This is a genomic window from Caballeronia sp. ATUFL_F1_KS4A (assembly GCF_023630905.1).
Taxonomy (GTDB): domain Bacteria; phylum Pseudomonadota; class Gammaproteobacteria; order Burkholderiales; family Burkholderiaceae; genus Caballeronia; species Caballeronia zhejiangensis.
This window is the reverse complement of record NZ_JALQEB010000019.1, coordinates 38,196-64,892: the sequence shown is the minus strand read 5'-3', so window position 1 is coordinate 64,892 and position 26,697 is coordinate 38,196. Positions and strand designations below refer to the sequence as shown.

The window sequence follows — 26,697 nt, the reverse complement described above, 5'->3', positions numbered from 1 at the left end:
ATCTTCTGACAGCGAAGAAACGAGGACACTAAACGATGGCAAAAATCTTCTGCGTCGCAAATCAGAAGGGCGGCGTTGGAAAGACCACGACAGCGGTCAATCTCGCGGCGAGCCTCGCGGGGCTGGGTCAGCGCGTGTTGCTGATCGACCTGGACCCGCAGGGCAACGCGACCATGGGTAGCGGCATCGACAAGGCCGCGTGCGAGAACACGGTTTACGAAGTGCTCGTCGATGGCGTCACGCTGCGTGAAGCGCGTACCCGTCCGGAGGCCGTTGGTTACGACGTGCTGCCGGCCAATCGCGAACTCGCTGGCGCGGAAGTCGAACTCGTGGACATGGAAAACCGCGAGCGCATTCTTCGCGTCGCGATCGAAGAAGTAGTCGATGACTATGACTTCGTGCTGATCGATTGCCCCCCGGCACTTTCGCTGCTGACGCTCAACGCGTTGTGCGCGGCGCACGGCGTCGTGATTCCGATGCAGTGCGAATACTTCGCGCTGGAAGGGCTGTCCGACCTCGTGAACACGATCAAGCAGGTTCACGCCAATCTGAACCGCGACCTGAAGGTCATCGGCTTGCTGCGCGTGATGTTCGATCCCCGGATCACGCTGCAACAACAAGTGTCGGATCAATTGAAAGAGCATTTCGGCAGCAAGCTGTTCGATGTCGTGATCCCGCGCAATGTGCGTCTTGCCGAGGCGCCGAGCTACGGGCTGCCGGGTGTCGTGTTCGACAAATCGTCGCGCGGCGCGCAGGCGTATATCCAGTTCGGCACGGAAATGATCGAGCGCGTGCGTGCGCTCGACCTCAACTAAGCAAACCCATTCGATGCGGCAGTCACGCCGATGGAGGAACCGAAATGAGCGCTGTGATGAAAAAGAAGGGTTTGGGCCGAGGCCTGGATGCATTGCTCGGCGGCAGCGTCGACATTACGGAAGCCGTGCGCGGTGAAGGCACGCCGTCGGTGTTGCCGCTCGACAAGCTGCAGGCCGGGAAGTATCAGCCGCGCACGCGCATGGACGAGGGCGCGCTGCAGGAGCTCGCGGCGAGTATCCGCGCGCAAGGGCTGATGCAACCGATCCTCGTGCGCTCCGTCGGCGACGATCACTATGAAATCATCGCGGGCGAGCGGCGTTTTCGCGCCGCGCGCCTGGCGGGGCTCGATGAAGTACCCGTGTTGGTAAAAAACGTGCCAGATCAGGCTGCGGCAGCGATGGCGCTGATCGAAAACATCCAGCGCGAGGATTTGAATCCGCTGGAAGAGGCGCAGGGCATCCAGCGCCTGCTCGATGAGTTCAGCTTCACGCACGAACAGGCTGCCGAGTCGGTCGGCCGCTCGCGCAGCGCCGTCTCTAATCTGTTGCGTCTTTTGAACTTGGCGACGCCCGTTCAGACGATGCTCCTCGCCGGCGACCTCGACATGGGCCACGCGCGCGCGCTGCTCGCCGTCGACGCAGCGACGCAGATTCAACTTGCCAATCACGTTGTCAATCGCCGCTTGTCGGTGCGTGAAACGGAGCGCCTCGTCGCGGCGACGACCAAGGAAGCGCCTGCGACAAAAGCACGCGCCGCAAACGACGGCGGACGTGATACGCGTCGGCTCGAAGAAGAGTTGTCGGATCTGCTATCGGCCAACGTGAAGATCAAGCTGGGCGGAAGAGGGCGCGGAAAAGTCACGATCGATTTCGGCACGCTCGACTCGCTCGAAGGCATTCTGACGAAGCTGCGCGGCAGCATCGAAGCGACGACTCCCACAGCCTGACCCGCGCACATCTTGTCCGAATTCGACGTCAACCGTACACGTTCCGACTTTCTTGCGCGCATCTGGCGGGCCGTCTCGAAAGAGCCGGTTCTCGCCATTTTGGTATTCGCGCTCGTCGTGTTGCAGATCGCCCACCCACGTCCGTGGATGTCCCTGCCGGGTCTCGTCGACTGGCAGACGGTGCTTACACTCGCGGGCCTGCTGGTGCTGACCAAGGCCATCGAATTATCAGGATTCCTGATGTGGGCCGCGCATCGCCTCGTGCATCACATTCATGGCGAGCGTACATTGGCGCTGCTGCTCGTGGCGCTCGCCGCGGGCCTGTCCACGGTGCTGACCAACGACGTAGCGCTTTTCGCCGTCGTCCCGCTCGCCTTGTCGTTGCACAAGCTCGCGCCGCTGCCGATCAAACGGCTCGTCATCGTCATTGCGCTGTCGGTCAACGCAGGCTCGATTCTCACGCCGCTCGGCAATCCCCAGAACCTTTTCCTGTGGCAGACGAGCGGCGTCGGCTTCCCGGCGTTCGTCTGGGCGATGCTGCCGCTGTGCGCCGCGTTGATGGCGCTGCTCGGCATCGTCACGTTCGCGATGTTCCGCGCGGAGCCGCTGGATCTTTCCGGCGATGTCGAGGAACATCGCGTCGATCGCGTGCTGTGCGGTGTCAGCGTGCTCGCGTTTGCGGCGTTCGTCGCGCTCGCCGATGCGCATCACGCCGGCCCGGCGCTGGCCGTTCTGGCGGCCGTCTTCCTGTTGTGGCGACGTGAAGTCGTGTTGAAGATCGACTGGCTGCTGCTCCTCATCTTCGTGATGATGTTCATCGTGCTGCGCAGCGCGGCCGCGTTGCCGTCGATTCACGCAGGCATCGCCCATATAGGCATCGATACGCCGATGCGCGCGTATGCGGCGGGCGCGGTGCTGTCGCAGGCCATCAGCAACGTGCCGGCGGCCATCGTGCTCGCGGAGTTCTCGAAGGACTGGCGCGCGCTCGCATTTGGCGTGAGCGTCGGTGGATTCGGTATCGCAATCGGTTCGCTCGCGAATCTCATCGCCGTGCGCTTGTCGGGTGAAAGAGGCATGTGGATGCCATTTCACATGGTGTCGATCCCGTTCTGGATCGTGGCAATCGTCATCGGCTGGGCGCTCGTTTGATGCTCGGCGCAGGCTCCTCCATCGAATGAAAATCTCCTTGCAATTGCAAGGAAAGTCTCGCTTTTGAGACCGTTTTTTAAGGTTCGTCTGCTTGGTTTTTGACGCGCCTAAACTATTGAATCCGTGACAACAATCGCTTACAATCGCCCGGATTTATCAGCTAGGCCACCTCGAAAGCGCAGCGAAAGCGCAGGGTGATTTTCCCGGACTTTTGGTTGAAGGTTGGAAGACGGTGCGAGAGGAAAATCGAGCGCCGGACGCTCACGCAACCGGCGATGAAAACGCCTCCGGAAATCAGCCGCGCAGTTCGTCGAGCGACTCGTGGGATGCCGAAGCGCAAGAAAATAATATTGTTCCGCTCACGCGGGATCAGGCACAGAAGCTGTTTGGGCCCGAGGTGAGTCGTCCATCGCGTGTCACGCCGTTTAAGGTCGTGGCAGCGCAAATGGTTTTGTCCCTGGGTGCGACGCTGTTGTGGTGGCTGTTCTACAAGCCGCCGGGCGATGCTGCGCTGTCCGCATTTCTGGGGGGAGCGATCTGCTGGGGGCCGAGCGCTCTGTTCGCCGCGCGCCTGCGGGCGAAGAGCGGCGCGGAGACGATCATGAGCTGGATGATCGGCGAAGCGCTCAAGATGGGAGCGACGATCGCCATGTTCGTGGCGGTCGCGTACTGGTACAAGGGCGCGTTGTGGTTGCCGCTGCTCGTTACGTACATCGTCGCTCTGAAGACTTACTGGGTTGCAATGGCGCTTCGGTGACGATTCTTGACGTCCCAGGTAAGTGCCCGCAGCACGGATTGTAAGTAGCATCACGTATGAACAAGTGCGGACGTTGTGCCGCACTCGGGCCTCTCGACCCGGAGCCGCGACGCGAAGCGGCGGCTCGGAAGCGACAGGCGGCGAAAGATTTTTGACAATTTGGGTGGCTTTAACGATATGGCAGCTAGCGAAGGAACGCACGCTCTGGATCCGTCCGAGTACATTGCGCACCACTTGCAGAATCTTTCCACGCACGCACAGACGTCGATCTTCGACATCCACGTCTGGAATCTCGACACGCTGTTCTGGTCGATCGTGTGCGGTGTCATCACCATCGTCATTCTCGGTCTTGCTGCACGCAAGGCGACGTCCGGTGTTCCCGGCCGTTTCCAGTGCGCCATCGAGATGCTGGTCGAAATGGTCGAAGACCAGTCGAAGTCGATGATCCACGGCAGCCGCCGCTTCATCGCTCCGCTCGCGCTGACCGTGTTCGTCTGGGTCGCCCTGATGAACTCGCTCGACTTCATCCCCGTGGATCTGCCGCCGCGCATCATCGGCTGGCTCGGTCTCGAAAACGTCCTTCCGCATCATCGCATCGTTCCCACGGCTGACCTCAACGGCACCATCGGTATCGCGCTCGGCGTGTTCGTGCTGATGATCTACTACAACTTCAAGATCAAGGGCGCTGGCGGCTTCGTGCACGAACTGCTGTCCGCTCCGTTCGGCGCGCATCCGCTGCTGTGGATTCCGAACCTCGCGCTGAACATCATCGAGTTCGTCGCCAAGACGGTGTCGCTCGGCATGCGGCTGTTCGGCAACATGTACGCCGGCGAACTGCTGTTCCTGCTGATCGCCCTTCTGGGCAGCATGTGGACGTTCGGTGCGGACGCTTCCGTGCTCGGCTTCATCGGCCACGTGGTCGCGGGCACGGTTTGGGCGATCTTCCACATTCTGATCGTGCTGTTGCAGGCGTTCATTTTCATGATGCTGACGCTGGTGTACATCGGCCAGGCGCATGACTCACACTGACGCGTTGCGGCACGTTCCGGAATCGTTCAGGTTTTAGGTTTCGTTTTTTATAAATCCAGTTCCAAAGTCTTTAATCAAAGGAGTGATCATGCAAGCTTTCATCGCCAACATCCAAGGTCTGACCGCCATCGGTATCGGCATCATCATCGGCCTGGGTGCAATCGGCGCCTGTATCGGTATCGGTCTGATGGGCGGCAAGTACATCGAAGCATGCGCCCGCCAGCCGGAACTGATGAACCCGCTGCAGACCAAGATGTTCCTGCTGGCTGGTCTGATCGACGCGGCGTTCCTGATCGGCGTTGGTGTGGCAATGCTGTTTGCGTTCGCGAACCCGCTGCTCTCGAAGCTCGCAGGCTGAGGTTCCTCGGAAGTGTGCGTCTGACTTTTTAAAGACGCTGAACGGAACGGGTGAGGCGCTGATCGAGCTCAACAAGCCGATGAGCGCCTTTTAACCGTTTCACCTCCGATCAAGCAACGTTTAAGGAAACACCGTGAATCTCAACGCAACCCTGTTTGCGCAAATGGTCGTGTTTCTGATCCTCGCGTGGTTCACGATGAAGTTCGTGTGGCCGCCGTTGATCAACGCCCTCGACGAGCGCTCGAAGAAGATTGCCGACGGCCTCGCCGCCGCCGACAAGGGCAAAGCGGAACTCGAAGCTGCGCACAAGCGCGTCGACCAGGAACTCGCGCAAGCGCGCAACGACGGCCAGCAACGCATCGCCGACGCTGAAAAGCGCGCTGCCGCAGTCGCAGAAGAAATCAAGGCCAACGCTCAAGCCGAAGCCGCGCGTATCGTTGCGCAAGCCAAGGCCGACGCCGACCAGCAAATCGTGAAGGCTCGCGAAGCGCTGCGTGGCGAAGTCGCTGCGCTGGCTGTGAAAGGCGCTGAGCAGATTCTGAAGCGCGAAGTCGATCAGAAGGCACACGCCGATCTGCTGAATCAACTCAAAACCGAGCTCTGATCATGGCCGAACTTGCAACCATCGCTCGTCCTTACGCAGAAGCGCTGTTCCGCGTGGCCGAAACCGGCGATCTCGCGGGCTGGTCCACCTTCGTTGAGGAGCTGGCACAGGTTGCGCGTCTGCCCGAAGTGGAAACGGTCGCTTCGAGCCCGAAGGTGAGCCGCCAGCAAATCGTCGATCTCCTGCTCGCCGCAGTGAAGTCGCCGTTGGCCCAAAGCCAGCCTCAAGCGAAGAACTTCGTCGGCATGCTGGTCGAGAACCATCGCCTGCCGCTGCTGCCGGAAATCGCCGTCCAGTTCGACGAGCTGAAGAACGCCCGTGAAGGTGCTGCCGATGCTCACATCGTGAGCGCGTTCCCCCTCGAAGGCGAACAGTTGAACGACCTCGTTGCAAGCCTCGAACGCAAGTTCCAGCGCAAGCTGAAACCGACCGTCGAAATCGATCAGTCGCTGATCGGCGGCGTTCGCGTGACGGTTGGCGACGAAGTGCTCGATACCTCGGTCCGCGCGCGCCTCGCCAGCATGCAGACGGCTCTGACCGCTTAATTTGCGAATTAATGCGATCAACCGAGTCTGATGACTGGCACGCAACAGAATTGACTATCAGGAGCGAATAATGCAACTCAATCCCTCTGAGATCAGCGAGCTGATCAAGAGCCGGATCCAGGGCCTTGAAGCGAGCGCGGACGTTCGCAACCAGGGCACCGTGATCTCCGTGACCGACGGTATCGTGCGTATCCACGGCCTGTCGGACGTGATGCAGGGCGAAATGCTCGAATTCCCGGGCAACACCTTCGGCCTCGCGCTGAACCTCGAACGTGACTCGGTCGGCGCCGTTATTCTCGGCGAGTACGAGCACATCTCGGAAGGCGACATCGTCAAGACGACGGGCCGCATTCTCGAAGTGCCGGTCGGTCCGGAACTCGTCGGCCGTGTGGTCGACGCGCTCGGCAACCCGATCGACGGTAAAGGCCCGATCAACGCGAAGGCAACGGACGCAATCGAAAAGATCGCCCCGGGCGTGATTTGGCGTAAGTCGGTGTCGCAGCCGGTGCAGACGGGTCTGAAGTCGATCGACTCGATGGTGCCGATCGGCCGTGGCCAGCGCGAGCTGATCATCGGCGACCGTCAGTGCGGCAAGACCGCGGTGGCCGTCGACGCGATCATCAACCAGAAGGGCAAGGATCTCATCTGTATCTACGTCGCGATCGGCCAGAAGGCTTCGTCGATCATGAACGTGGTGCGCAAGCTCGAGGAAACCGGCGCGATGGCTTACACCATCGTCGTGGCGGCTTCGGCTTCGGAATCGGCCGCGATGCAGTACCTCGCGCCGTACGCCGGCTGCACGATGGGCGAATACTTCCGCGATCGCGGCCAAGATGCGCTGATCGTCTATGACGACTTGACCAAGCAGGCGTGGGCGTATCGCCAGATCTCGCTGCTGCTGCGCCGTCCGCCGGGCCGCGAAGCGTATCCGGGCGATGTGTTCTATCTGCACTCGCGTCTGCTCGAGCGTGCGGCTCGGGTCTCGGAAGAGTACGTCGAGAAGTTCACGAACGGCGAAGTGAAAGGCAAGAGCGGTTCGCTGACGGCACTGCCGGTCATCGAAACGCAAGCCGGCGACGTGACCGCATTCGTTCCGACGAACGTGATCTCGATTACCGACGGCCAGATCTTCCTGGAAACCGACCTGTTCAACGCCGGTATCCGCCCTGCTATCAACGCGGGCGTGTCGGTGTCGCGCGTCGGCGGTGCGGCTCAGACGAAGGTCATCAAGAAGCTGTCGGGCGGTATCCGTACCGACCTCGCGCAGTATCGTGAGCTCGCCGCGTTCGCGCAGTTCGCATCGGACCTCGACGAAGCCACCCGCAAGCAGCTCGAGCGCGGCCGCCGCGTGACGGAACTGCTGAAGCAGCCGCAGTATCAGCCGCTGCAAGTGTGGGAACTGGCCGTCGCGCTGTTCGCAGCCAACAACGGCTATCTGGACGATCTCGAAGTTTCGCAAGTGCTCGCATTCGAAAAGGGCATGCGCGAATTCCTGAAGACCAGCCACGGCGATCTGATTAAGCGCATCGAAGACAATAAAGACTTGTCGAAGGACGACGAAGGCGCACTGCATGCCGCGCTGAAGGACTTCAAGAAGTCGGGCGCTTATTGATCGGGATAGAGGAGCAACGCGCGATGTCACCGGACGTCGCGCGGCTTCGATCAAGGAGTAAGCAATGGCTGGAATGAAGGAAATTCGCGGCAAGATCAAGAGCGTGCAGAACACGCGCAAGATCACGAAAGCGATGGAAATGGTCGCCGCATCGAAGATGCGCCGCGCCCAGGAGCGCATGCGTTCCGCCCGTCCGTATGCCGACAAGGTCCGTTCGATCGCATCGCACATGAGCCGTGCGAACCCCGAGTATCGCCATCCGTTCATGGTCGAGAACAAGGGCGCAAAGACGGCCGGCCTGATCCTCGTCACGACCGACAAGGGTCTGTGCGGCGGCATGAACACGAACATCCTGCGTGCGTCGCTGAACAAGATCAAGGAACTCGATCAAAGCGGTGTCCAGATCGAAGCTTCGGCGATCGGCGGCAAGGGACTCGGCTTCCTGAATCGCCTGAAGGCGAAGGTCGTGTCGCAAGTCACGCAACTGGGCGACACGCCGCATCTGGAAAAGCTGATCGGCGCGATCAAGGTGCAGCTCGACCTGTATTCGGAAGGCAAGATCAACGCGGTGTACCTCGCGTACACGCGCTTCATCAACACGATGAAGCAGGAAGCGGTGATCGAGCAACTGCTGCCGTTGTCGGTGGACGACCTGGACGCGAAGGACGAAGACGGCGTCACGCCGAAGACCTCGTGGGACTACATCTACGAGCCGGACGCGCAAACCGTGGTGGACGAGCTTCTCGTGCGCTACGTCGAAGCGCTCGTCTATCAGGCGGTCGCGGAAAACATGGCGTCGGAGCAATCCGCGCGCATGGTCGCGATGAAGGCCGCGTCGGACAACGCGAAGACCGTGATCAACGAACTGCAGCTCGTCTACAACAAGAGCCGCCAGGCCGCGATTACGAAAGAATTGTCGGAAATCGTCGGCGGCGCCGCAGCGGTCTGACGGCCGCGTGAAAGAACACAGTATCTAAAGGAAATGCGATGAGTACTACTGCTTTGGTAGAAGGCAAGATCGTACAGTGCATCGGCGCCGTTATCGACGTGGAATTTCCGCGTGCGCAAATGCCGAAGATTTACGACGCGCTCATTCTGGAAGGCACCGAACTGACGCTCGAAGTCCAGCAGCAGCTGGGCGACGGCGTGGTTCGCACCATCTGTCTGGGTGCATCCGACGGCCTGCGCCGCGGCACGATGGTCAAGAACACGGGCAAGCCCATCAGCGTGCCGGTCGGCAAGCCGACGCTCGGCCGCATCATGGACGTGCTCGGCCGTCCGATCGACGAAGCGGGTCCGATCGAATCGGAAACGACGCGTTCGATCCACCAGAACGCACCTTCGTTCGACGAGCTGTCGCCGTCGACGGAACTGCTCGAAACCGGCATCAAGGTTATCGACCTGATCTGCCCGTTCGCGAAGGGCGGCAAGGTCGGTCTGTTCGGCGGTGCAGGCGTGGGCAAGACCGTGAACATGATGGAACTCATCAACAACATCGCGAAGGAGCACGGCGGTTACTCCGTGTTCGCGGGCGTTGGCGAGCGTACCCGTGAAGGGAACGACTTCTATCACGAAATGAAGGACTCGAACGTTCTCGACAAGGTCGCGCTGGTCTATGGCCAGATGAACGAGCCGCCGGGCAACCGTCTGCGCGTCGCGCTGACCGGTCTGACGATGGCCGAGCACTTCCGTGACGAAGGCCTCGACGTGCTGTTCTTCGTCGACAACATCTATCGTTTCACGCTGGCGGGTACGGAAGTGTCCGCACTGCTCGGCCGTATGCCTTCGGCAGTGGGCTATCAGCCGACGCTGGCTGAAGAAATGGGCAAGCTGCAAGAGCGCATCACGTCGACGAAGACCGGCTCGATCACGTCCGTTCAGGCCGTGTATGTCCCTGCGGATGACTTGACCGACCCGTCGCCGGCTACGACCTTCGGCCACCTGGATGCAACCGTCGTGTTGTCGCGTGACATCGCTTCGCTGGGTATCTATCCGGCAGTGGACCCGCTCGATTCGACCTCGCGTCAGATCGACCCGAACGTGATTGGCGAAGAGCACTACACGATCACGCGCGGCGTGCAGCAGACGCTGCAGCGCTACAAGGAACTGCGCGACATCATCGCGATTCTGGGCATGGACGAACTATCGCCGGAAGACAAGCTGTCGGTTGCGCGCGCTCGTAAGATCCAGCGTTTCCTGTCGCAGCCGTTCCACGTTGCTGAAGTGTTCACGGGCTCGCCGGGCAAGTACGTGCCGCTGAAGGAAACCATCCGCGGCTTCAAGATGATCGTCGAAGGTGAGTGCGATCATCTGCCGGAGCAGGCGTTCTACATGGTCGGCACGATCGACGAAGCCTTCGAAAAGGCCAAGAAGATCCAGTAAGAGTCGGGTGTTTTTCAGGCGGACGTCCGCGCAGCGCGGGCGTCCACTCATGACACCGACGACAGGAGTCGACATACATGGCAACCATCAAGGTAGACGTCGTCAGCGCGGAAGAGCAGATCTTCTCGGGCCAGGCGAAGTTCGTCGCGCTGCCGGGCGAAGCGGGTGAACTCGGCATTCTGCCGGGTCATACGCCGCTCATCACGCGCATTCGTCCCGGTGCGGTGCGTATCGAGGCGGAAGACGGTACGGAAGAGTTCGTGTTCGTTGCCGGCGGGATTCTCGAAATCCAGCCGGGCATCGTGACCGTGCTCGCCGATACAGCCATCCGCGGCGCGGATCTCGACGAAGCGAAGGCAGAGCAGGCGAAGAAGCGCGCCGAGGAAGCGATTCAAAACAACACCTCGGAGCTCGAGTACGCGACCGCGCAAGCGGAACTCGCTTATGCGACGGCTCAACTCGCGGCGATCCAACGTCTGCGCAAGGCGCACGCAAAGCACTAAGCGCACGACGCATCGAGCAGCAGCGATCAGCAGGTCAAGAAAGCAGCCTTCGGGCTGCTTTTTTTATGCTCCTAATCGGCAAATCGCGCACGCAAATCTGCATAACGGTTATGTGGCGCTCACTCCGATTCACGTAAGCGATTGATTCAGCGCATCTTTCGCCGATCGCACGAAAGCGGCATTGCGGGAAACACTCAATGCCCGCGCTCGTCCTCGCGATGCACAATGGCCTCCGATTAGCCTTCACCGGGCGGCGATTCACATTGGCGGAGACCATCGATGACAACTGAACCGACCCACGCCGGCGCGCAGATCGAACCGCGCGACGGCATTTCCTATGTTCGCGGCGCGACCGACATCCCATTGAGCGACGCGACCGTTGCGCGCTTCCTTCTCGAAACCGCTGGGAGATTCCCCGATCGCCCGGCCGTCGTGTTCCGCGAGCAGAACATCCGCTGGACGTGGCGCGAGTTCGCAAATCAGATCGACGTGCTCGCGAGCGGACTGCTCGCGCTCGGCATCGAGGCGGGTGATCGCGTCGGCATCTGGTCGCCCAACCGCATCGAATGGCTGCTCACGCAGTTCGCCACCGCGCGCATGGGCGCCACGCTCGTCAACATCAATCCGGCGTACCGGCTGGCCGAGCTCGAATATGCGCTGAACAAGGTCGGCTGCAAGGCGATCATCGCGGCCGAGCAGTTCAAGTCATCGAAATATCTGGAGATGCTGCAGACGCTCGCGCCCGAACTCGCGCATGCCGAGCCGAACGCGCTTCACGCCGGGAAGCTGCCGGAATTGCGCGCCGTGATCCGCATGGGCGAGAGCAAGACGCCCGGCATGCTCAATTTCGAGGACGTGATGCGTACCGGTCGCGAACGGCTCGACGCGACGCCGCTCGACGCAGTCGAGGCGAAGCTGAAGCCGGACGATCCGATCAACATCCAGTTCACGAGCGGCACCACGGGCAATCCGAAGGGCGCGACGCTCACACATCGGAACATCGTCAACAACGCGCGCTATATCGCAATGGCGATGCGCCTGACCGAGCAGGATTCGCTGTGCATTCCGGTGCCGCTGTATCACTGCTTCGGCATGGTCCTGGCCGTGCTCGCGTGCGTATCGACGGGCTGCACGATGGTGTTTCCCGGCGAAGCCTTCGACCCCGCCGCGACGCTCGCTGCCGTGCACGAGGAAAAATGCACGGCGCTGCATGGCGTGCCGACGATGTTCATCGCCGAACTGGACCACCCGGACTTCGGGAAGTACGATCTGAGCCGGCTGCGCACGGGCATCATGGCGGGTTCGCCGTGTCCGATCGAGACGATGAAGCGCGTCGTGTCGAAGATGCATCTCAGCGAGATCACGATCGCGTACGGCATGACTGAGACAAGCCCCGTGTCCTTCCAGAGCTCGACGACCGATCCGCTCGACAAGCGCACCACGACCGTCGGACGCATTCAGCCGCATCTGGAAGTGAAGATCGTCGATCCGCTGGGCAATATCGTGCCGGTCGGCGAAACCGGCGAGCTGTGCACGCGCGGCTATTCGGTGATGAAAGGCTACTGGGGCGACGACGCCAAGACGCGCGAGGCGATCGTCGACGGATGGATGCACACCGGCGACCTCGCGACCATCGACGCGGAAGGTTACTGCAACATCGTCGGCCGCCTGAAGGACATGCTGATTCGGGGCGGCGAGAACGTCTATCCGCGCGAAATCGAGGAATTCCTGTTCCGTCATCCGAAGGTGCAGTCGGTGCAGGTCTTCGGCGTGCCCGATCAGAAATACGGCGAGGAAGTATGCGCGTGGATCGTCGTGCGTCCCGGCGAGCAGGCGAGCGAGGAGGAAATTCGCGAGTTTTGCCAAGGACAGATCGCGCACTACAAGATTCCGCGCTACATCCGCTTCGTCGACGAACTGCCGATGACCGTCACCGGCAAGGCGCAGAAATTCGTGATGCGCGCCCGCATGATCGACGAACTGAAGATCGCCGAGGCCAAAACGGCCTGAACTTCGGCGCTGCTTCGCGGTGAAAAGACAAAGGGAGCGCTGCGGCGCTCCCTTCTGTCATTGGACGAAACGTTCGGGTGTTGAAATCCCAAAACGCAAACGTTTGTCCGGGCGAAAAAAAAGCGGGCCTGGAGCCCGCTAAAAACCACACGCTACGGGGTTAGCGCGAGGAGACCAAACGTGGGATGTGTCGAATGCCTTGCATTCGAATAACGATCCCAACACCGATGCCCCAAATGTGAGTGCTTCGGCCACAGCCTGCCATCGGATCACGTTGTTTTCGCACGACGCGACCCAATACATCCGTGTTGAAACCGTTTCAACAGATTGTGGGCGAATTGAATCCGGGTCGCCGTAACAAAGTGTTTCAGGTTGTAACCCGCGCCCGATAAGGCTCGGAGGAAATTTTCGAGCGCGATTGTCCAGATTTCGACCGATATATTGTCTGTTATTCGGACGATTAATCCGTTCGGGATGACTTGACGCGCGATTGCAGATTTTCAAACCCGTGCGATTATTCTATTTTTTTCGCGGAAATCGAACGCCCGGACGCATGAAATCGATGCGCAAAGTAGGCCGCGCGCGCATAACGACACAAAAACCTATGGAGATACGCATGAGCATTGATGCAGCCCTGCTTCGCTATTACCGCGCCGTCGAGGACGCTTTTCCGGCTTTGCCGCCCGACGCGGATGCGCTGGCGTTCCGGGAGCGCTTCAGCAAGGTCGCTCGAGCCTACGCCGGAGAGCGCGACGATGCCGTAACGGCGGAAAATATTCAGCTCGATCTCGAAGGCCGCACGCTCGCCGCCCGCATCTACAAGCCGAAAGAGGCGCGCGGCCCGCTGCCGCTGATCGTGTACTTTCACGGCGGCGGCTGGGTCGTCGGCGATATCGACACGCACGATGGCCTCGTCGCACGGCTCTCGCGCGACTCGCAATGCGCGGTGGCGAGCGTCGACTACCGGCTCGCGCCCGAGCATCCGTTTCCCGCGCCTTGCGAAGACGCGCTCGACGCGCTGCTCTGGCTCGCGGAGCACCGGTCGCGGCTCGGCTTCGCGACCGACCGGCTGGCTGTCGGCGGCGACAGCGCGGGCGCGCATCTGGCGGTTGTTGCGGCACGCGGCGCGAACGAGCGCGTCGCGGGCATCGTCGGCTTGCAACTGCTGCTTTACCCGGTCATGCGTCGCCAGTTCGAGAGCCCGAGTTGCATCGCCAATGCGAACGGTCCGGGTCTCACGAACGATGAGATGAAGTGGTACTGGACCCAGTTCCTTTCGGGTGAAACACCGCAGGCGCACGATGTGCGCGCCTTTCCGCTCTCCGAGCCGTTCGAGCGCACGCCGGCGCCCGCGATCGTCGTCGCGGCGGCGTACGATCCGCTCTATGACGACGCCGTCGAACTCGAACGCTTCCTGCAAGCGAACGGCGGCCGTGTCGAGCTGATCGACGCGCGCGACATGACGCACGGATTCGGCCGCATGCATTCACAGTCCGACGCGGCGCTCGGCTGGCTGCGCAAGATCGGCGAGCGCACCGGCGAACTCTTGCGCGCCGCGCGCTGACCGCTACTTCAGCCACTTGTCATAGACAGCCTGGAACTCGCCCGACGAACGGGCGAGATGCAGCCACTGATCGACATACTGCTGGAACGGCACGTCGCCGCGCGGCAGCAGATACGCCTTTTCGCCAAACTGGAACGGCTTGTCCGGATGCACCGAGCACAGCCCCGGATTGAGCTTCTGCTGAAGCAGCGTTTCGGATGCGTCCGTGACCATGACGTCGGCCTTGCCGTCGAGAATCTGCTTGAAGATGGTCACGTTGTCCGGATACTCGATCAGTTGCGAGTGCGCAAAGAACTGCTTCGCGAAGCGTTCGTTCGTACCGCCCGGATTCACGATCGTCCGCACGTTCGGCTGATCGATCTGCGCGACGGTCTGATACTTCTCGACATCGTCGCAACGCACGATCGGCGTCTTGCCGTCTTCCATGTACGGCGCGGTGAAAAACGCGCGCTTCTGCCGTTCGAGCGTCGTCGAGACGCCGCCCACGGCGATATCGCATTTCGCGATGAAGTCGTTCATCAGATTCGACCACGACGTCTTCACATACTCGGCCTTCGCGCCGAGCGACTTCGCGAGACTTTCCGCGAGATCGATGTCGATGCCCTCGAACTGCCCGTCCGGACGCAGGAACGAGTACGGTTTGTAATCGCCGGTCGTGCAGACGCGCAGCGTGTGGCGTGCGAGGATGTCGTCGAGGCGAGAGGGCGCGGCAACCGAGGAAGGCGCGGGCGCGGCGGACTTTGCTCCGGCGACGGTGCCGGCCTGAACCGTCTGCGCGTGCGCGGCGTTCAAAAGCGAGAGCGACACCGCGAAGGCAGCGGCTGCGAGACTGACGGACGTGCGTTGCATCGATTCTCCTGGTTCTAGTTGTGTAAGCACACCGATCATAACGAGGGCTTCGCTTGCCCGAAATCCGGCCAAACGACATAGGCCGCGCGGCATGAGCCGTTCCGAATTGCCGGGCTCAGCCGGCGTAAACGTTCGACCGCTCCGGTAGAATGGACGATTCTCTGCCTTGAGCATCGAGCGACGTGGCACACACTCTTCTGAACGACACCTTCCTGCGCGCGCTCTTGCGCCAGCCGACCGACTACACGCCGATCTGGCTGATGCGCCAGGCAGGGCGCTATCTGCCGGAATACAACGCGACGCGTGCTCGCGCGGGCAGTTTTCTCGGTCTCGCGAAGAATCCGGATTACGCGACCGAAGTCACGCTTCAGCCGCTCGAACGCTTTCCGCTCGACGCCGCGATTCTCTTCTCGGACATCCTGACCGTCCCCGACGCAATGGGGCTCGGTCTGAACTTCGTGCAGGGCGAGGGGCCGCGTTTCGAGCGCACGGTGCGTACCGAAGACGATGTGAAGCGCCTTGCCGTGCCGGACATCGGCGCGACGCTTTCCTACGTCACCGACGCCGTAAGCCAGATTCGCCGCGCGCTCACCGACGCGCAAGGCCGCCAGAAGGTCCCGCTGATCGGCTTCTCCGGTAGTCCGTGGACGCTCGCGTGCTACATGGTCGAAGGCGGTGGCTCGGACGACCATCGCACGGTCAAGTCGATGGCGTATTCGCGGCCGGACCTGATGCATCGCATTCTCGAGGTCAACGCGCAAGCCGTCACCGCTTACCTGAACGCGCAGATCGAAGCGGGCGCGCAGGCCGTGATGATCTTCGATACATGGGGCGGCGCACTCGCGGATGGCGCGTATCAGCGCTTCTCGCTCGAATACATCGCGAAGGTGGTTGCCGGCCTGAAGCGCGAGCACGATGGCGCGCGCGTCCCGGTCATCACGTTCACGAAGGGCGGCGGACTCTGGATCGAGGAAATCGCGGCGACGGGCGTCGATGCGGTCGGTCTCGACTGGACCATGAATCTCGGCCGGGCGCGCGAAAAGGTCGGCTCGCGTGTGGCGCTGCAGGGGAACATCGATCCGAGCGTGTTGTTCGCGCCGCCCGCGTCGATCCGCACCGAAGCGCGCGCCGTGCTCGAAAGCTTCGGCAATTTTCCGGGCCACGTCTTCAACCTGGGCCACGGCATCTCGCAGTTCACGCCGCCGGAAAATGTCGCGGAGCTGGTCGACGAGGTTCATCGACATAGCCGCGCCATGCGCGCCGGCCAAGCCGCCCGGTAAAAGGCGTACGAAAGCCTGCGTTGCGGACGCGTGCTGCAGTGCAATATCGGTGATTCGGGGCAAGTGATCAGGAGCTGGAGGGTTCTGTTCGGATCGCCCGCCTCAGGCGGCGCTCCCCGATGTCAAGACTGAACTTATGCACAATTTGTTCGCTGCGGCGCGCCATCAGACGTATGGCTTACAGCAACCAATAAGATGTCGCTATATGTGCTTCAAGCCAATGATTCTTAACGCATTTCGACGGCTTCGCCCGAAATGTGGGTTAGCGCACATAAGGGATTCGTGACATTGTTTGCGGCGATCACGGACGCACTTCTCAACAAAGTTATCCACAGGGCTGTGGAAAGCATCGGAAATCCAAAAATAATCGGCGGTTTACAGACGATTCTGATGTTTCACTTTAACTTCTCCCGCCTCGGGCGCTTGGTTCTGTCGAACCGTCTTGCGCGGGGTCCCGCGCGGTGACTGATCTATTCGTCCGCGTCGCCGTCGATCAGCCCATGCCCGTGCTGTTCGACTACCGCTATGCGCTGCCGGCCGCGCCTGCCGTCGGCATGCTGGTGCAGGTGCCGTTCGGGCGACGCGAAGTCGTCGGGTTGATCTGCGAAATCGCCCATTCAAGCGACGTGCCCGCTGCCAAACTGCGCGACATCACTTCGATTTGCGAAGGCTGCGCGCCGCTGTCGGAAAAGTGGATCGCGCTCGTCAGCTTCGCCGCCGATTACTATCAGCGCGGGCTGGGCGAAGTCGCGCTGCCGGCGCTTCCGCAGGCGTTGCGCGACGCCTCGCGCTGGGATCGCCTTTTTGCCGTCGAGCCGCGCTTTCGCATTCTCCCCGAAGGGCGCGCGCAACTCCCCGATGCTTTGCCCGCCCGCGCCAGCGCCCTCCGGCGTCTCGCCGATGCGCTCGCGGAACAGCCGTCGCTGACGTTGTCCGACGCGCGTGCGTTGCATCCGAAAGCGGGCGCGACCTTCGACGACTGGATCGCGCGCGGATGGATCGAAGCGGTGACAGCGCAGATCGCCGAACCCGACGCGAGCGCGCCCATGCTGCCGACCGGCGCGGTGCCGCTGCCCTTGCTGACCGATGAACAACGCGAAGCCGTCGATGCAATTTCCGGCGCGCAAGGGTTCGCCCCGTTCCTGCTGCACGGCGTGACGGGCAGTGGCAAGACCGAGGTGTATCTGCACGCGCTCGCCGCGTTGCTCGCCGACCGGCCCGACGCGCAGGCGCTCGTCCTCGTTCCCGAAATCAATCTGACGCCGCAGTTCGAAGCGGCGTTTCGCGCGCGTTTCGCGGCGCTCGCGGACGGCTCGATCGTCACGATGCACAGCGGACTCGCCGAAGGCGAACGCGCGCGCAACTGGCTCGCGGCGCATACGGGCAGCGCGCGCATCGTGCTCGGCACGCGCCTCGCGATTCTCGCGTCGATGCCGAAGCTCGCGATCATCGTCGTCGATGAGGAACACGATCCCGCGTACAAGCAACAGGAAGGCTTGCGCTACTCCGCGCGCGATCTCGCCATCTATCGCGCGAAGCAACTGGATATTCCCGTCGTGCTCGGATCGGCGACGCCATCGCTCGAAACCTGGTGGCAGGCCGAGCAGGGCCGCTACACGCGACTCACGCTCACGCGTCGCGCCGTCGCCGAAGCGGTGCTGCCGAGCGTCCGGCTCATCGATCTCGAAGAGGAAAGACGGCGAGGCCGCGCCTCGGTCGAGGGGCTCGCGGGGCCGCTGATCGCGGCGCTGAAGACACGCGTCGAGCGCGGCGAGCAAAGCCTCGTATTCCTGAACCGGCGCGGCTATGCGCCGATCCTGTCCTGCGATGCCTGCGGCTGGGTCGCCGGTTGTCCGCGTTGCAGCGCGTATGCCGTGCTGCATAAGCCTGAGCGCGCGCTGCGTTGTCATCACTGCGGCTGGGAATCGCGCATTCCGAAGTCGTGTCCGGAATGCGGCAACATCGATATCGCGCCGATGGGCCGCGGCACGCAGCGCGTCGAAGAAACGCTCGCGAGCGTGGTGCCGGGTGCTCGCGTGCTGCGCATCGACGCCGACAGCACGCGCCGCAAAGGCAGCGCGCAGGCGCTTTTCTCCGATGTCCACGCGGGCGAAGTCGACATTCTCGTTGGCACGCAGATGATCGCGAAGGGCCATGATTTCCGGCGCGTGACGCTCGTCGGCGTGCTGAACGCGGACACCGCGCTCTTCTCCCACGACTTTCGCGCGAGCGAGCGGCTCTTCGCGCAACTGACGCAGGTGAGCGGGCGCGCCGGACGCGCGGGCTTGCCCGGCGAAGTGATGATTCAGACGCGCTATCCGCGTCACGCGCTGTATCAGGCGCTTTCGCGACAAGCCTACGTGGGTTTCGCCAATTCGACGCTCGCCGAACGCCGCGACGCGCGTCTGCCGCCGTTCGTCTATCAGGCGATGCTGCGCGCCGAAGGCCGCACGCTCGATGCGGCGCTGAAATTCCTCGAAGAAGCGGCGGCGGCGTTCGCGCCTCTGCCCGGCGCTGAGCGCGTGACGGTCTACGACGCGGTTCCGCTCACCATCGTGAAAGTGTTCAATGTCCACCGTGCGCAACTGCTGCTCGAAAGCGCGTCGCGGGCCGCGCTGCAGGCGTCGCTGCGCGCGTGGCAGCCGGTGCTGCGCTCGCTCAAGGGCGTGCTGCGCTGGAACGTGGAAGTCGATCCGCTGGACGTCTGATTCAGATTTCGGCGCGTGGAACGTCGCTGACCGCGCGGTCGCCTTGGCCGGAAGCGTCATCGGACCGATGAACGTGCGGCGACGCGCCCCGCACGAACAACACGACGCAGACTGCGAACATCGCCCAAACGCCGGCCACCACCATCCAAGTGCTCATGCTCGTTGCTCTCCCCGAAATCGCGGAATATCGACCGCTGAAGGCGTCGCCATCGACGGCGCATGGCGTTTATAACGGCGGTGTCCGAGGATTTACTTAGGGGCCGTCTCAAAAATTCCGGATTAGGGAAACTACTAGGCACCGAGCGCCGCGCGCCATCCGGCGGTGCACCGCTCAAAGCCTTGTGCCACAAGGGTTTCATTGTGGTGCAACCCTAGCGAAAATCTCGGTTGCACCTTTTAAATCAGCGGGGTACGATTCGCCAACTTTTCAGGTCTCTGGCCGGCTGAGCACGACCGGCAAACGAAGGAAATATGGCGAGCACAACCCTAGGCGTCAAAGTCGACGATCTGCTGCGTTCCCGGCTCAAAGATGCCGCGACGCGCCTCGAACGCACTCCCCACTGGCTTATCAAGCAGGCGATCTTCGCTTATCTGGAGCGCATCGAGGATGGCCAGCTTCCGCCCGAACTGACGGGTGCGAACGGCTCGTCGGAAATGGCGGATGCACCTTCCGTCGATGGCGACGAAGACGGCGCGCCGCATCCGTTCCTCGATTTCGCGCAGAACGTGCAGCCGCAATCGGTGCTGCGCGCGGCGATCACGGCGGCGTATCGCCGGCCGGAGCCGGAGTGCGTGCCGTTCCTGATCGGTCAGGCGCGACTGCCTTCGAACGTCGCGGCCGAAACCGAAAAGCTCGCGACGAAGCTCGTCGAAGCGCTGCGCGCGAAAAGCTCGGGCGGCGGCGTCGAAGGTTTGATCCACGAATTCTCGCTGTCGAGCCAGGAAGGCGTCGCGCTGATGTGCCTCGCCGAAGCGCTCCTGCGCATTCCCGACCGCGCCACGCGCGACGCGCTGATTCGCGACAAGATCAGCAAGGGCGACTGGAAATCGCACATGGGCCAGGCGCCGTCGCTGTTCGTGAACGCGGCGACGTGGGGTTTGATGATCACCGGCAAGCTCGTCACGACGAACAGCGAAGCGGGCTTGTCGTCGGCGCTGACGCGTCTGATCGGCAAGGGCGGCGAGCCGCTGATCCGCAAGGGCGTCGACATGGCGATGCGCCTGATGGGCGAGCAGTTCGTCACCGGCGAGACGATCTCCGAAGCGCTCGCGAACAGCCGCAAGTACGAAGCGCGCGGGTTCCGCTACTCGTACGACATGCTCGGCGAGGCCGCGACGACGGAAGAAGACGCGCAGCGCTACTACGCGTCCTACGAGCAGGCGATCCACGCGATCGGCAAGGCGGCGGGCGGGCGCGGCATCTACGAAGGCCCGGGCATTTCGATCAAGCTCTCCGCGCTGCATCCGCGTTATTCGCGCTCGCAGCAGGAACGCACGATGAACGAGCTGCTGCCGCGCGTGCGCTCGCTCGCGCAACTGGCGCGCCGTTATGACATCGGCCTGAACATCGACGCCGAGGAAGCCGATCGTCTCGAAATCTCGCTCGATCTGCTCGAAGCGCTCTGTTTCGATCCGGAGCTCGCGGGCTGGAACGGCATCGGTTTCGTGGTGCAGGGTTATCAGAAGCGCTGCCCGTTCGTGATCGACTATCTGATCGATCTCGCGCGCCGCAGCCGTCATCGCCTGATGATTCGCCTCGTGAAGGGCGCGTACTGGGACACGGAAATCAAGCGCGCGCAAGTCGATGGACTCGAGGGCTATCCGGTCTATACGCGCAAGATCTACACGGACATCTCGTATCTCGCGTGCGCGAAGAAGCTGCTCGGCGCGCCGGATGCCGTCTATCCGCAATTCGCGACGCACAACGCGTTCACGCTCTCCGCGATCTATCACCTCGCCGGACAGAACTACTATCCCGGCCAGTACGAGTTCCAGTGCCTGCACGGCATGGGCGAGCCGCTCTACGAAGAAGTCACGGGCCGCGACAAGCTGAACCGTCCGTGCCGCGTGTATGCGCCGGTCGGCACGCACGAAACGCTGCTCGCGTATCTCGTGCGCCGTCTGCTGGAAAACGGCGCGAACACGTCGTTCGTGAACCGCATCGCCGATGAATCGATTCCGGTGAAGGAACTCGTGCGCGATCCGATCGACGAAGCGCAGGCGATCACGCCGCTCGGCGCGCCGCACGCGAAGATTCCGCTGCCGCGTCAGCTTTACGGCAACGAGCGCTCCAATTCGATGGGCCTCGATCTGTCGAACGAGCATCGGCTGGCTTCGCTGTCGTCGGCGTTGCTGGCGAGCGCGCATCATCCGTGGCGCGCGGAACCGATGCTCGAAGGCGGTGACATCGGCAACGGCGTCGCGCGCGATGTGCGCAATCCGTCGGATTTGCGCGATCTCGTCGGCACGGTCGTGGAAGCGTCGCCGGAACAGGTGAGCGCCGCGATCGCCAACGCGGTCGCCGCCGCGCCGATCTGGCAGGCGACGCCCGTCGAAGACCGCGCCGATTGCCTCGCGCGCGCCGCCGATCTGCTCGAAGCGCAAATGCACACGCTGATGGGCCTCGTCGTGCGCGAAGCGGGCAAGTCGCTGCCGAACGCGATCGCGGAGATTCGCGAAGCCATCGATTTCCTGCGCTACTACGCGTCGCAGATTCGCGCCGAGTTTTCGAACGATACGCATCGCCCGCTCGGTCCGGTCGTGTGTATCAGCCCGTGGAACTTCCCGCTCGCGATCTTCATGGGCCAGGTCGCCGCTGCGTTGGCCGCGGGCAACCCGGTGCTCGCGAAGCCCGCTGAACAGACGCCGCTGATCGCCGCGCAAGCCGTTCGCCTCCTGCGCGAAGCGGGCGTGCCGGCGGGCGCGGTGCAACTGCTGCCGGGCAATGGCGAGACGGTCGGCGCGGCGCTCGTCGCCGATCCGCGCACGCGCGCCGTCATGTTCACCGGTTCGACGGAAGTCGCGCGCCTCATCAACAAGACGCTGTCCGAGCGCCTCGATCCGGATGGCCGCCCAATTCCGCTGATCGCCGAAACCGGCGGCCAGAACGCGATGATCGTCGATTCGTCGGCGCTCGCGGAGCAGGTCGTCGCGGACGTGCTGCAGTCGTCGTTCGATTCGGCTGGCCAGCGCTGCTCGGCGCTGCGCGTGCTGTGCCTGCAGGACGACGTCGCGGATCGCACGCTCGAGATGCTGACCGGCGCGATGAACCAGCTCGCGGTCGGCAATCCGGATCGTCTGTCGACGGATGTCGGTCCCGTCATCGACGCCGACGCGAAACGCGGCATCGACGCGCATATCGCCGGGATGCGCGACAAGGGCCGCAACGTCACGCAACTGCCGCTGCCCGACACCTGCGCGCAAGGCACGTTCGTGCCGCCGACGCTGATCGAGCTCGATAGCATCGACGAACTCAAGCGCGAAGTATTCGGCCCGGTGCTGCATGTGGTGCGTTATCGCCGTTCGAACCTTGATAAACTCCTCGACCAAATTCGCTCGACGGGTTATGGCCTCACGCTCGGCATCCATACGCGTATCGACGAAACCATCGCGCACGTGATCTCGCGGGCGCATGTCGGCAACATCTATGTGAACCGCAATGTGATCGGCGCCGTGGTCGGCGTGCAGCCGTTCGGCGGCGAAGGGCTGTCGGGCACGGGTCCGAAGGCGGGCGGCGCGCTGTATCTGCAGCGTCTGCTCGCGAAGCGCCCGACCGGTCTGCCGAAATCGCTGGCGAGCACGCTCGTCGTCGATCAGGTGGCGTCGAAGGACACGCCGACGGCCGCGCTCACCGCATTGCGCGACTGGGCGATCGGCGAACGCGATCCGCAGACGGCCGCGCGTTGCGACGGTTATCTGCAGCATGTGATGGCGGGCGCGACGGCCGTGTTGAGCGGACCGACCGGCGAACGCAACACGTACACGCTCGGCGCGCGCGGCACGGTGCTGTGCGTGGCGGCGACGGCGAGCGGCGCGCGCGCGCAACTGGCCGCCGTGCTGGCGACGGGCAACAAGGCGTTGTTCTCCGGCTCGGCGGGCGAGCAACTGGCGGCGTCGTTGCCTTCTGCGCTCAAGCCGTTCGCGATGGTCAGGAAAGCGGCGGAAGACTTCGACGCCGTCTTGTTCGAAGGCGACAGCGATGAACTGCTGTCGCTCGTGAAGGAAGTCGCGAAGCGTCCGGGACCGATCGTATCGGTGCAGGGCGTGGCTGCGGGAGCGTTCGCCGACGCTGGCCACGACGGTGAAGACTACGCGCTCGAACGTCTGCTGACGGAACGCTCGGTGAGCGTGAACACGGCGGCGGCGGGTGGCAATGCGAATTTGATGACGATCGGTTGAGACACCCCTCGAACGCTCGGTTCAAACGAATTCAAACAATCGGCAGCAGGCACGGCGTAACGGAGACACGCGCGGCACAGGCTGCCATCCACACTGGAACACAGGAGAAGCTATGAAGCACACGATGACCAAGCTGGCGGCAGCCATGACGCTCGCCGGCCTGTTCGCGGGGACCGCAGCTGCACAGCAGGCAGAAGACGTGAAGGTTGGCTACGCCGGCCCGCTGACCGGTGCGCAGGCGCACTACGGCAAGGACATGCAGAACGGCATCACGCTCGCCGTCGAAGACTTCAACGCCACGAAGCCGGTGATCGGCGGCAAGCCGGTTCGCATCGTGCTGAACTCGGCGGACGACCAGGCCGACCCGCGCACGGGCACGACCGTGGCGCAACGCCTCGTCGACGATGGCATCAAGGGCATGCTCGGCCACTTCAATTCGGGCACGACGATCCCGGCATCGCGCATCTACGCGAACGCGGGCATCCCCGAAATCGCGATGGCGACGGCGCCCGAGTACACGACGCAAGGCTTCAAGACCGCCTTCCGCATGATGACCTCCGACACGCAGCAAGGCTCGGTCGCGGGCGAGTTCGCGGTGAAGACGCTGAAGGTCAAGAAGATCGCAATCGTCGATGACCGCACGGCGTACGGCCAGGGTCTTGCCGACCAGTTCGAGAAGGCGGCGAAGGCGGCGGGCGGCACGATCGTCGACCGTGAATTCACGAACGACAAGGCTGTCGACTTCAAGGCGATTCTGACGAAGATCAAGTCGACGAATCCGGACCTCGTGTACTACGGCGGCGCGGATTCGCAAGCCGGCCCGATGGTCAAGCAGATGAAGACGCTCGGCTTCCGCGCGCCGCTGATGGCGGGCGAAATGGTGAAGACGGACACGTTCCTGAAGATCGCGGGCGACGCGGCTGACGGCACGGTGGCATCGCTCGCCGGCCTGCCGATGGACGAAATGCCGGGCGGCGCGGACTACTCGGCGAAGTACAAGAAGCGCTTCAACGAAGACGTGCAGACGTACTCGCCGTATGCCTACGACGGGGCGATGGCCATGTTCACCGCGATGAAGGCTGCGAACTCGACGGATCCGGCAAAGTACCTGCCGTTCCTCGCGAAGACCGACATGCAGGGCGTGACGGCGAAGCACCTGTCGTACGACTCGAAGGGCGATTTGAAGAACGGCGGGATTACGCTGTATAAGGTCGTCGGCGGGAAGTGGACGACGTTGCAGAGCGTGGGCGGGAAGTAAGGGCTTGTCGCAGTGTTCGAACGGCCCGGTCGCGAAAGCGGCTGGGCCGTTTTGTTTTCTTCTAGCTGCTGACCGTTCGAACCTTTCTCGCGAACAGACCTTTCTGTCCCATGCCCTCGAGATAGCTCACTTCCATGCCTACCTCGAGTTCATCGGAATCCGCGTCGGACAGTGCGGAGTAGTAAAAGTAGAGTTTCTTGAGGCCGTGTTCCGGCCTGATGTAGCCATATTTTTCCGTCAGACTTTCAATTGTTCCCATCTTCCGGTCGGCCTCTGGCGTACCGGAATTAGGTTGTCGGTCGCGGCGTCGTTGGAACAGGTCGCTCAAGACATCGCGCTCGTCTCCTCGCGTCTCATCCATCTTGTCGATGACTTCGGACATCGAGATGCGATAGCTCACTTCCTTTAGCAACATTGTGCTTGGTCGTTCAGGCTTGGCGTCGCCATTACTGACTGACTGCGTGAAGGTCCAGGTGACGATCATGACGCGGATTCCCAGAGTCTTGAGTTTGCGGACCAGTGGGACATAGTCGCTGTCGCTTGCAATCAACACGACGACGTCAAAGTGCTTGTGGATCGAAAGGTCGAAGGCTTCGAGCGCAAGCCATACGTCGATCCCTTTTTCCTTTCCGGCGAAGTTCATCGGCAGATAATGCGCAGTGACATTCTCGCGCATCAACATGTCATCAACGACGCGATCGTAGTAGAACGCATCACCGCCTTTCTCTTTGCTCTTTTGCGCCGAGAAGCGTCCCCTGAAATAATGAGCGTCGATTACTTGACAGTTGCCAATGTCGACAGCTTCCTCGTCGGCAACCTTATAGCGGATGTACTCATGCAGCCCGGGAATCGAAATCCAGGCCTTCTTCTCATGCTGATGGTTGTAGTACTTGCTGACGCGATCGAAATAATTGCCATCGTAAAAAACGCCGATCTTGGTCAGTTGCCTCGCTGCGTGAGACATCGTGCAGTCGCTCCTTTATCGTTTATCGAGGTCGGCTCTCTGAATCGAGAACGTGGATCCGATTATCCGAAGCTGCCAGATGTCTTCGATAGTGCAGGATGCTGAATTTAAGTTGCCCAGAAGCAGTTCAGTCGGACGCTTTCTTGATTCGCTTATTCCCCGTCACCATCGCCCGAACCAAATTCTCCCGCGTCCACACGCTCATCAGCACGGCCGCGGCGACGTGCACGCAGACACAAACCTCGACCGCGATGGCGAGCCACGCATGAATCTCCTGCGGCCAGTCCTCGCCCCAGAACGCATCGAGCCGCATGATCCACCCGGACAGCGCGAGCGCGAGAATCAGGAACCAGAGAAGGAGCGCCATCAACCCGCCAAGCGGATTGTGCGAAACGTGATGGATCGGCCTGGCCCTGGCAAGCGACCTCAGATAGTCGACGAGATGCGAGCGCGTCGGCCACCACGCCGAAAACCGCGCATGACGCGAGCCGACGAAACCCCAAACGATACGCGCAACGACAAGCCCGGCCGCGACATACCCGAGCACGCGATGCGTGGAATCCGTCGGTCCGAACAGATTCCACAAGACGATGCCCGCGACGGCCCAATGCGTCAGCCGGACGAAGCCGTCCCAGACTTTCACGGCGCGAGCGTCATTCGACTTCCGACTTCACGACCGCCAGCGTCTTCGTGTCGTAATAGATCTCTACCTTCTTGCCGTTCTTGTCGTGACCGTAGATTTCGTAGCAGTTGCCATCGACCTTGAACTTGCGGATCTTGTAGCCTTGCGCTTCAAGCTGCGCCTTGGCATCCGATTCCTTCATCCATTCGCTCTTCGGATGCGCCGTGCAATCCGCCTTCGCGAATGCCGCACCCGAAAAGCCCAACGCCAACGACAAAGCCAGAACCTTAAGCATCGCTAACTCCCGGTGTTTTCGAACTGGCTACTCTACTGCCACCGGAAG

Annotated in this window: 22 protein-coding genes; 18 read left to right on the top strand and 4 right to left on the bottom strand. The window is 62.2% G+C overall.

Annotation, left to right across the window (positions count from 1 at the left end):
* Positions 1-35: 35 nt before the first annotated feature.
* The 14 genes from NCS03_RS13905 (at position 36) to NCS03_RS13840 (ending at position 14,275) form a co-directional block, all read left to right on the top strand.
* Positions 36-815, top strand: a complete 780-nt coding sequence (locus tag NCS03_RS13905; RefSeq protein ID WP_008352447.1) for a ParA family protein — start codon at positions 36-38, stop codon at positions 813-815.
* Between the two features lie 44 nt (positions 816-859).
* Positions 860-1,762 carry a ParB/RepB/Spo0J family partition protein gene (locus NCS03_RS13900; RefSeq protein WP_008352449.1) on the top strand — a complete coding sequence of 301 codons (903 nt, stop codon included), beginning with the start codon at positions 860-862 and terminating at the stop codon, positions 1,760-1,762.
* A gap of 12 nt (positions 1,763-1,774) precedes the next feature.
* Positions 1,775-2,911 carry an SLC13 family permease gene (locus tag NCS03_RS13895; RefSeq protein ID WP_250529275.1) on the top strand — a complete coding sequence of 379 codons (1,137 nt, stop codon included), beginning with the start codon at positions 1,775-1,777 and terminating at the stop codon, positions 2,909-2,911.
* A 211-nt stretch (positions 2,912-3,122) separates the two neighbouring features.
* On the top strand, positions 3,123-3,668 hold the full coding sequence (locus NCS03_RS13890) for an ATP synthase subunit I (RefSeq protein ID WP_250529274.1): 546 nt from the start codon (positions 3,123-3,125) through the stop codon (positions 3,666-3,668).
* A 177-nt stretch (positions 3,669-3,845) separates the two neighbouring features.
* Entirely contained in the window at positions 3,846-4,697 is an 852-nt protein-coding gene (gene atpB / locus NCS03_RS13885) for a F0F1 ATP synthase subunit A (protein ID WP_008352455.1), read from the top strand.
* An 88-nt stretch (positions 4,698-4,785) separates the two neighbouring features.
* Positions 4,786-5,055 (top strand): F0F1 ATP synthase subunit C, encoded by a 270-nt coding sequence (gene atpE / locus NCS03_RS13880; protein ID WP_007180033.1) that lies wholly within the window; start codon positions 4,786-4,788, stop codon positions 5,053-5,055.
* 133 nt (positions 5,056-5,188) lie between these two features.
* Positions 5,189-5,659, top strand: coding sequence for a F0F1 ATP synthase subunit B (locus NCS03_RS13875; protein ID WP_008352476.1), 471 nt, complete (start codon positions 5,189-5,191; stop codon positions 5,657-5,659).
* 2 nt (positions 5,660-5,661) lie between these two features.
* Complete coding sequence (locus tag NCS03_RS13870; RefSeq protein WP_034472325.1) at positions 5,662-6,204, top strand: F0F1 ATP synthase subunit delta; 543 nt, start codon at positions 5,662-5,664, stop codon at positions 6,202-6,204.
* Between the two features lie 70 nt (positions 6,205-6,274).
* Positions 6,275-7,816, top strand: coding sequence for a F0F1 ATP synthase subunit alpha (gene atpA / locus NCS03_RS13865; RefSeq protein ID WP_008352478.1), 1,542 nt, complete (start codon positions 6,275-6,277; stop codon positions 7,814-7,816).
* A 64-nt stretch (positions 7,817-7,880) separates the two neighbouring features.
* Positions 7,881-8,765, top strand: a complete 885-nt coding sequence (atpG, locus tag NCS03_RS13860) for a F0F1 ATP synthase subunit gamma (protein WP_175979661.1) — start codon at positions 7,881-7,883, stop codon at positions 8,763-8,765.
* Between the two features lie 38 nt (positions 8,766-8,803).
* Entirely contained in the window at positions 8,804-10,198 is a 1,395-nt protein-coding gene (gene atpD, locus NCS03_RS13855) for a F0F1 ATP synthase subunit beta (RefSeq protein WP_033536458.1), read from the top strand.
* A 77-nt stretch (positions 10,199-10,275) separates the two neighbouring features.
* Positions 10,276-10,701 carry a F0F1 ATP synthase subunit epsilon gene (locus tag NCS03_RS13850; RefSeq protein WP_008352481.1) on the top strand — a complete coding sequence of 142 codons (426 nt, stop codon included), beginning with the start codon at positions 10,276-10,278 and terminating at the stop codon, positions 10,699-10,701.
* Positions 10,702-10,980: 279 nt separating this feature from the next.
* Positions 10,981-12,711: an AMP-binding protein gene (locus NCS03_RS13845; protein ID WP_250435345.1), complete on the top strand. Its 1,731-nt coding sequence runs from the start codon at positions 10,981-10,983 to the stop codon at positions 12,709-12,711.
* Positions 12,712-13,327: 616 nt separating this feature from the next.
* Positions 13,328-14,275, top strand: a complete 948-nt coding sequence (locus NCS03_RS13840; protein WP_250435343.1) for an alpha/beta hydrolase — start codon at positions 13,328-13,330, stop codon at positions 14,273-14,275.
* A 3-nt stretch (positions 14,276-14,278) separates the two neighbouring features.
* Here NCS03_RS13840 and NCS03_RS13835 read toward each other — a convergent pair whose 3' ends face one another.
* Positions 14,279-15,124 (bottom strand): transporter substrate-binding domain-containing protein, encoded by an 846-nt coding sequence (locus NCS03_RS13835; protein ID WP_250435342.1) that lies wholly within the window; start codon positions 15,122-15,124, stop codon positions 14,279-14,281.
* 182 nt (positions 15,125-15,306) lie between these two features.
* Between NCS03_RS13835 and hemE the strand changes: the two genes are divergently transcribed.
* The 4 genes from hemE (at position 15,307) to NCS03_RS13815 (ending at position 24,768) form a co-directional block, all read left to right on the top strand.
* The gene (gene hemE / locus NCS03_RS13830) at positions 15,307-16,404 is read left to right on the top strand and encodes a uroporphyrinogen decarboxylase (RefSeq protein WP_175979658.1); all 1,098 of its coding nucleotides are present in this window, start codon (positions 15,307-15,309) and stop codon (positions 16,402-16,404) included.
* 461 nt (positions 16,405-16,865) lie between these two features.
* Positions 16,866-19,112: a primosomal protein N' gene (locus NCS03_RS13825; protein WP_250529273.1), complete on the top strand. Its 2,247-nt coding sequence runs from the start codon at positions 16,866-16,868 to the stop codon at positions 19,110-19,112.
* Positions 19,113-19,583: 471 nt separating this feature from the next.
* Positions 19,584-23,510 carry a trifunctional transcriptional regulator/proline dehydrogenase/L-glutamate gamma-semialdehyde dehydrogenase gene (putA, locus tag NCS03_RS13820; RefSeq protein ID WP_250529272.1) on the top strand — a complete coding sequence of 1,309 codons (3,927 nt, stop codon included), beginning with the start codon at positions 19,584-19,586 and terminating at the stop codon, positions 23,508-23,510.
* A gap of 112 nt (positions 23,511-23,622) precedes the next feature.
* Positions 23,623-24,768, top strand: coding sequence for a branched-chain amino acid ABC transporter substrate-binding protein (locus tag NCS03_RS13815; protein WP_008352495.1), 1,146 nt, complete (start codon positions 23,623-23,625; stop codon positions 24,766-24,768).
* Positions 24,769-24,829: 61 nt separating this feature from the next.
* Here the strand turns inward: NCS03_RS13815 and NCS03_RS13810 are convergent, their stop codons facing one another.
* The 3 genes from NCS03_RS13810 to NCS03_RS13800 all read right to left on the bottom strand — a co-directional run bounded on the left by NCS03_RS13810 (position 24,830) and on the right by NCS03_RS13800 (position 26,649).
* On the bottom strand, positions 24,830-25,732 hold the full coding sequence (locus NCS03_RS13810) for an NYN domain-containing protein (RefSeq protein WP_239295427.1): 903 nt from the start codon (positions 25,730-25,732) through the stop codon (positions 24,830-24,832).
* Between the two features lie 127 nt (positions 25,733-25,859).
* Positions 25,860-26,375 (bottom strand): cytochrome b/b6 domain-containing protein, encoded by a 516-nt coding sequence (locus NCS03_RS13805; protein WP_239295428.1) that lies wholly within the window; start codon positions 26,373-26,375, stop codon positions 25,860-25,862.
* 10 nt (positions 26,376-26,385) lie between these two features.
* Positions 26,386-26,649: a PepSY domain-containing protein gene (locus NCS03_RS13800; RefSeq protein WP_008352500.1), complete on the bottom strand. Its 264-nt coding sequence runs from the start codon at positions 26,647-26,649 to the stop codon at positions 26,386-26,388.
* Between the last annotated feature and the right edge of the window lie 48 nt (positions 26,650-26,697).

Coding starts and splice junctions, on each gene's coding strand:
- atpB (WP_008352455.1), top strand. CDS start 3,846: ATGGCAGCTAGCGAAGGAACGCACGCTCTGGATCCGTCCGAGTACATT.
- NCS03_RS13905 (WP_008352447.1), top strand. CDS start 36: ATGGCAAAAATCTTCTGCGTCGCAAATCAGAAGGGCGGCGTTGGAAAG.
- atpE (WP_007180033.1), top strand. CDS start 4,786: ATGCAAGCTTTCATCGCCAACATCCAAGGTCTGACCGCCATCGGTATC.
- NCS03_RS13850 (WP_008352481.1), top strand. CDS start 10,276: ATGGCAACCATCAAGGTAGACGTCGTCAGCGCGGAAGAGCAGATCTTC.
- NCS03_RS13870 (WP_034472325.1), top strand. CDS start 5,662: ATGGCCGAACTTGCAACCATCGCTCGTCCTTACGCAGAAGCGCTGTTC.
- NCS03_RS13840 (WP_250435343.1), top strand. CDS start 13,328: ATGAGCATTGATGCAGCCCTGCTTCGCTATTACCGCGCCGTCGAGGAC.
- atpD (WP_033536458.1), top strand. CDS start 8,804: ATGAGTACTACTGCTTTGGTAGAAGGCAAGATCGTACAGTGCATCGGC.
- NCS03_RS13810 (WP_239295427.1), bottom strand. CDS start 25,732: ATGTCTCACGCAGCGAGGCAACTGACCAAGATCGGCGTTTTTTACGAT.
- atpG (WP_175979661.1), top strand. CDS start 7,881: ATGGCTGGAATGAAGGAAATTCGCGGCAAGATCAAGAGCGTGCAGAAC.
- NCS03_RS13845 (WP_250435345.1), top strand. CDS start 10,981: ATGACAACTGAACCGACCCACGCCGGCGCGCAGATCGAACCGCGCGAC.
- atpA (WP_008352478.1), top strand. CDS start 6,275: ATGCAACTCAATCCCTCTGAGATCAGCGAGCTGATCAAGAGCCGGATC.
- NCS03_RS13815 (WP_008352495.1), top strand. CDS start 23,623: ATGAAGCACACGATGACCAAGCTGGCGGCAGCCATGACGCTCGCCGGC.
- putA (WP_250529272.1), top strand. CDS start 19,584: ATGGCGAGCACAACCCTAGGCGTCAAAGTCGACGATCTGCTGCGTTCC.
- NCS03_RS13835 (WP_250435342.1), bottom strand. CDS start 15,124: ATGCAACGCACGTCCGTCAGTCTCGCAGCCGCTGCCTTCGCGGTGTCG.
- NCS03_RS13800 (WP_008352500.1), bottom strand. CDS start 26,649: ATGCTTAAGGTTCTGGCTTTGTCGTTGGCGTTGGGCTTTTCGGGTGCG.
- NCS03_RS13900 (WP_008352449.1), top strand. CDS start 860: ATGAGCGCTGTGATGAAAAAGAAGGGTTTGGGCCGAGGCCTGGATGCA.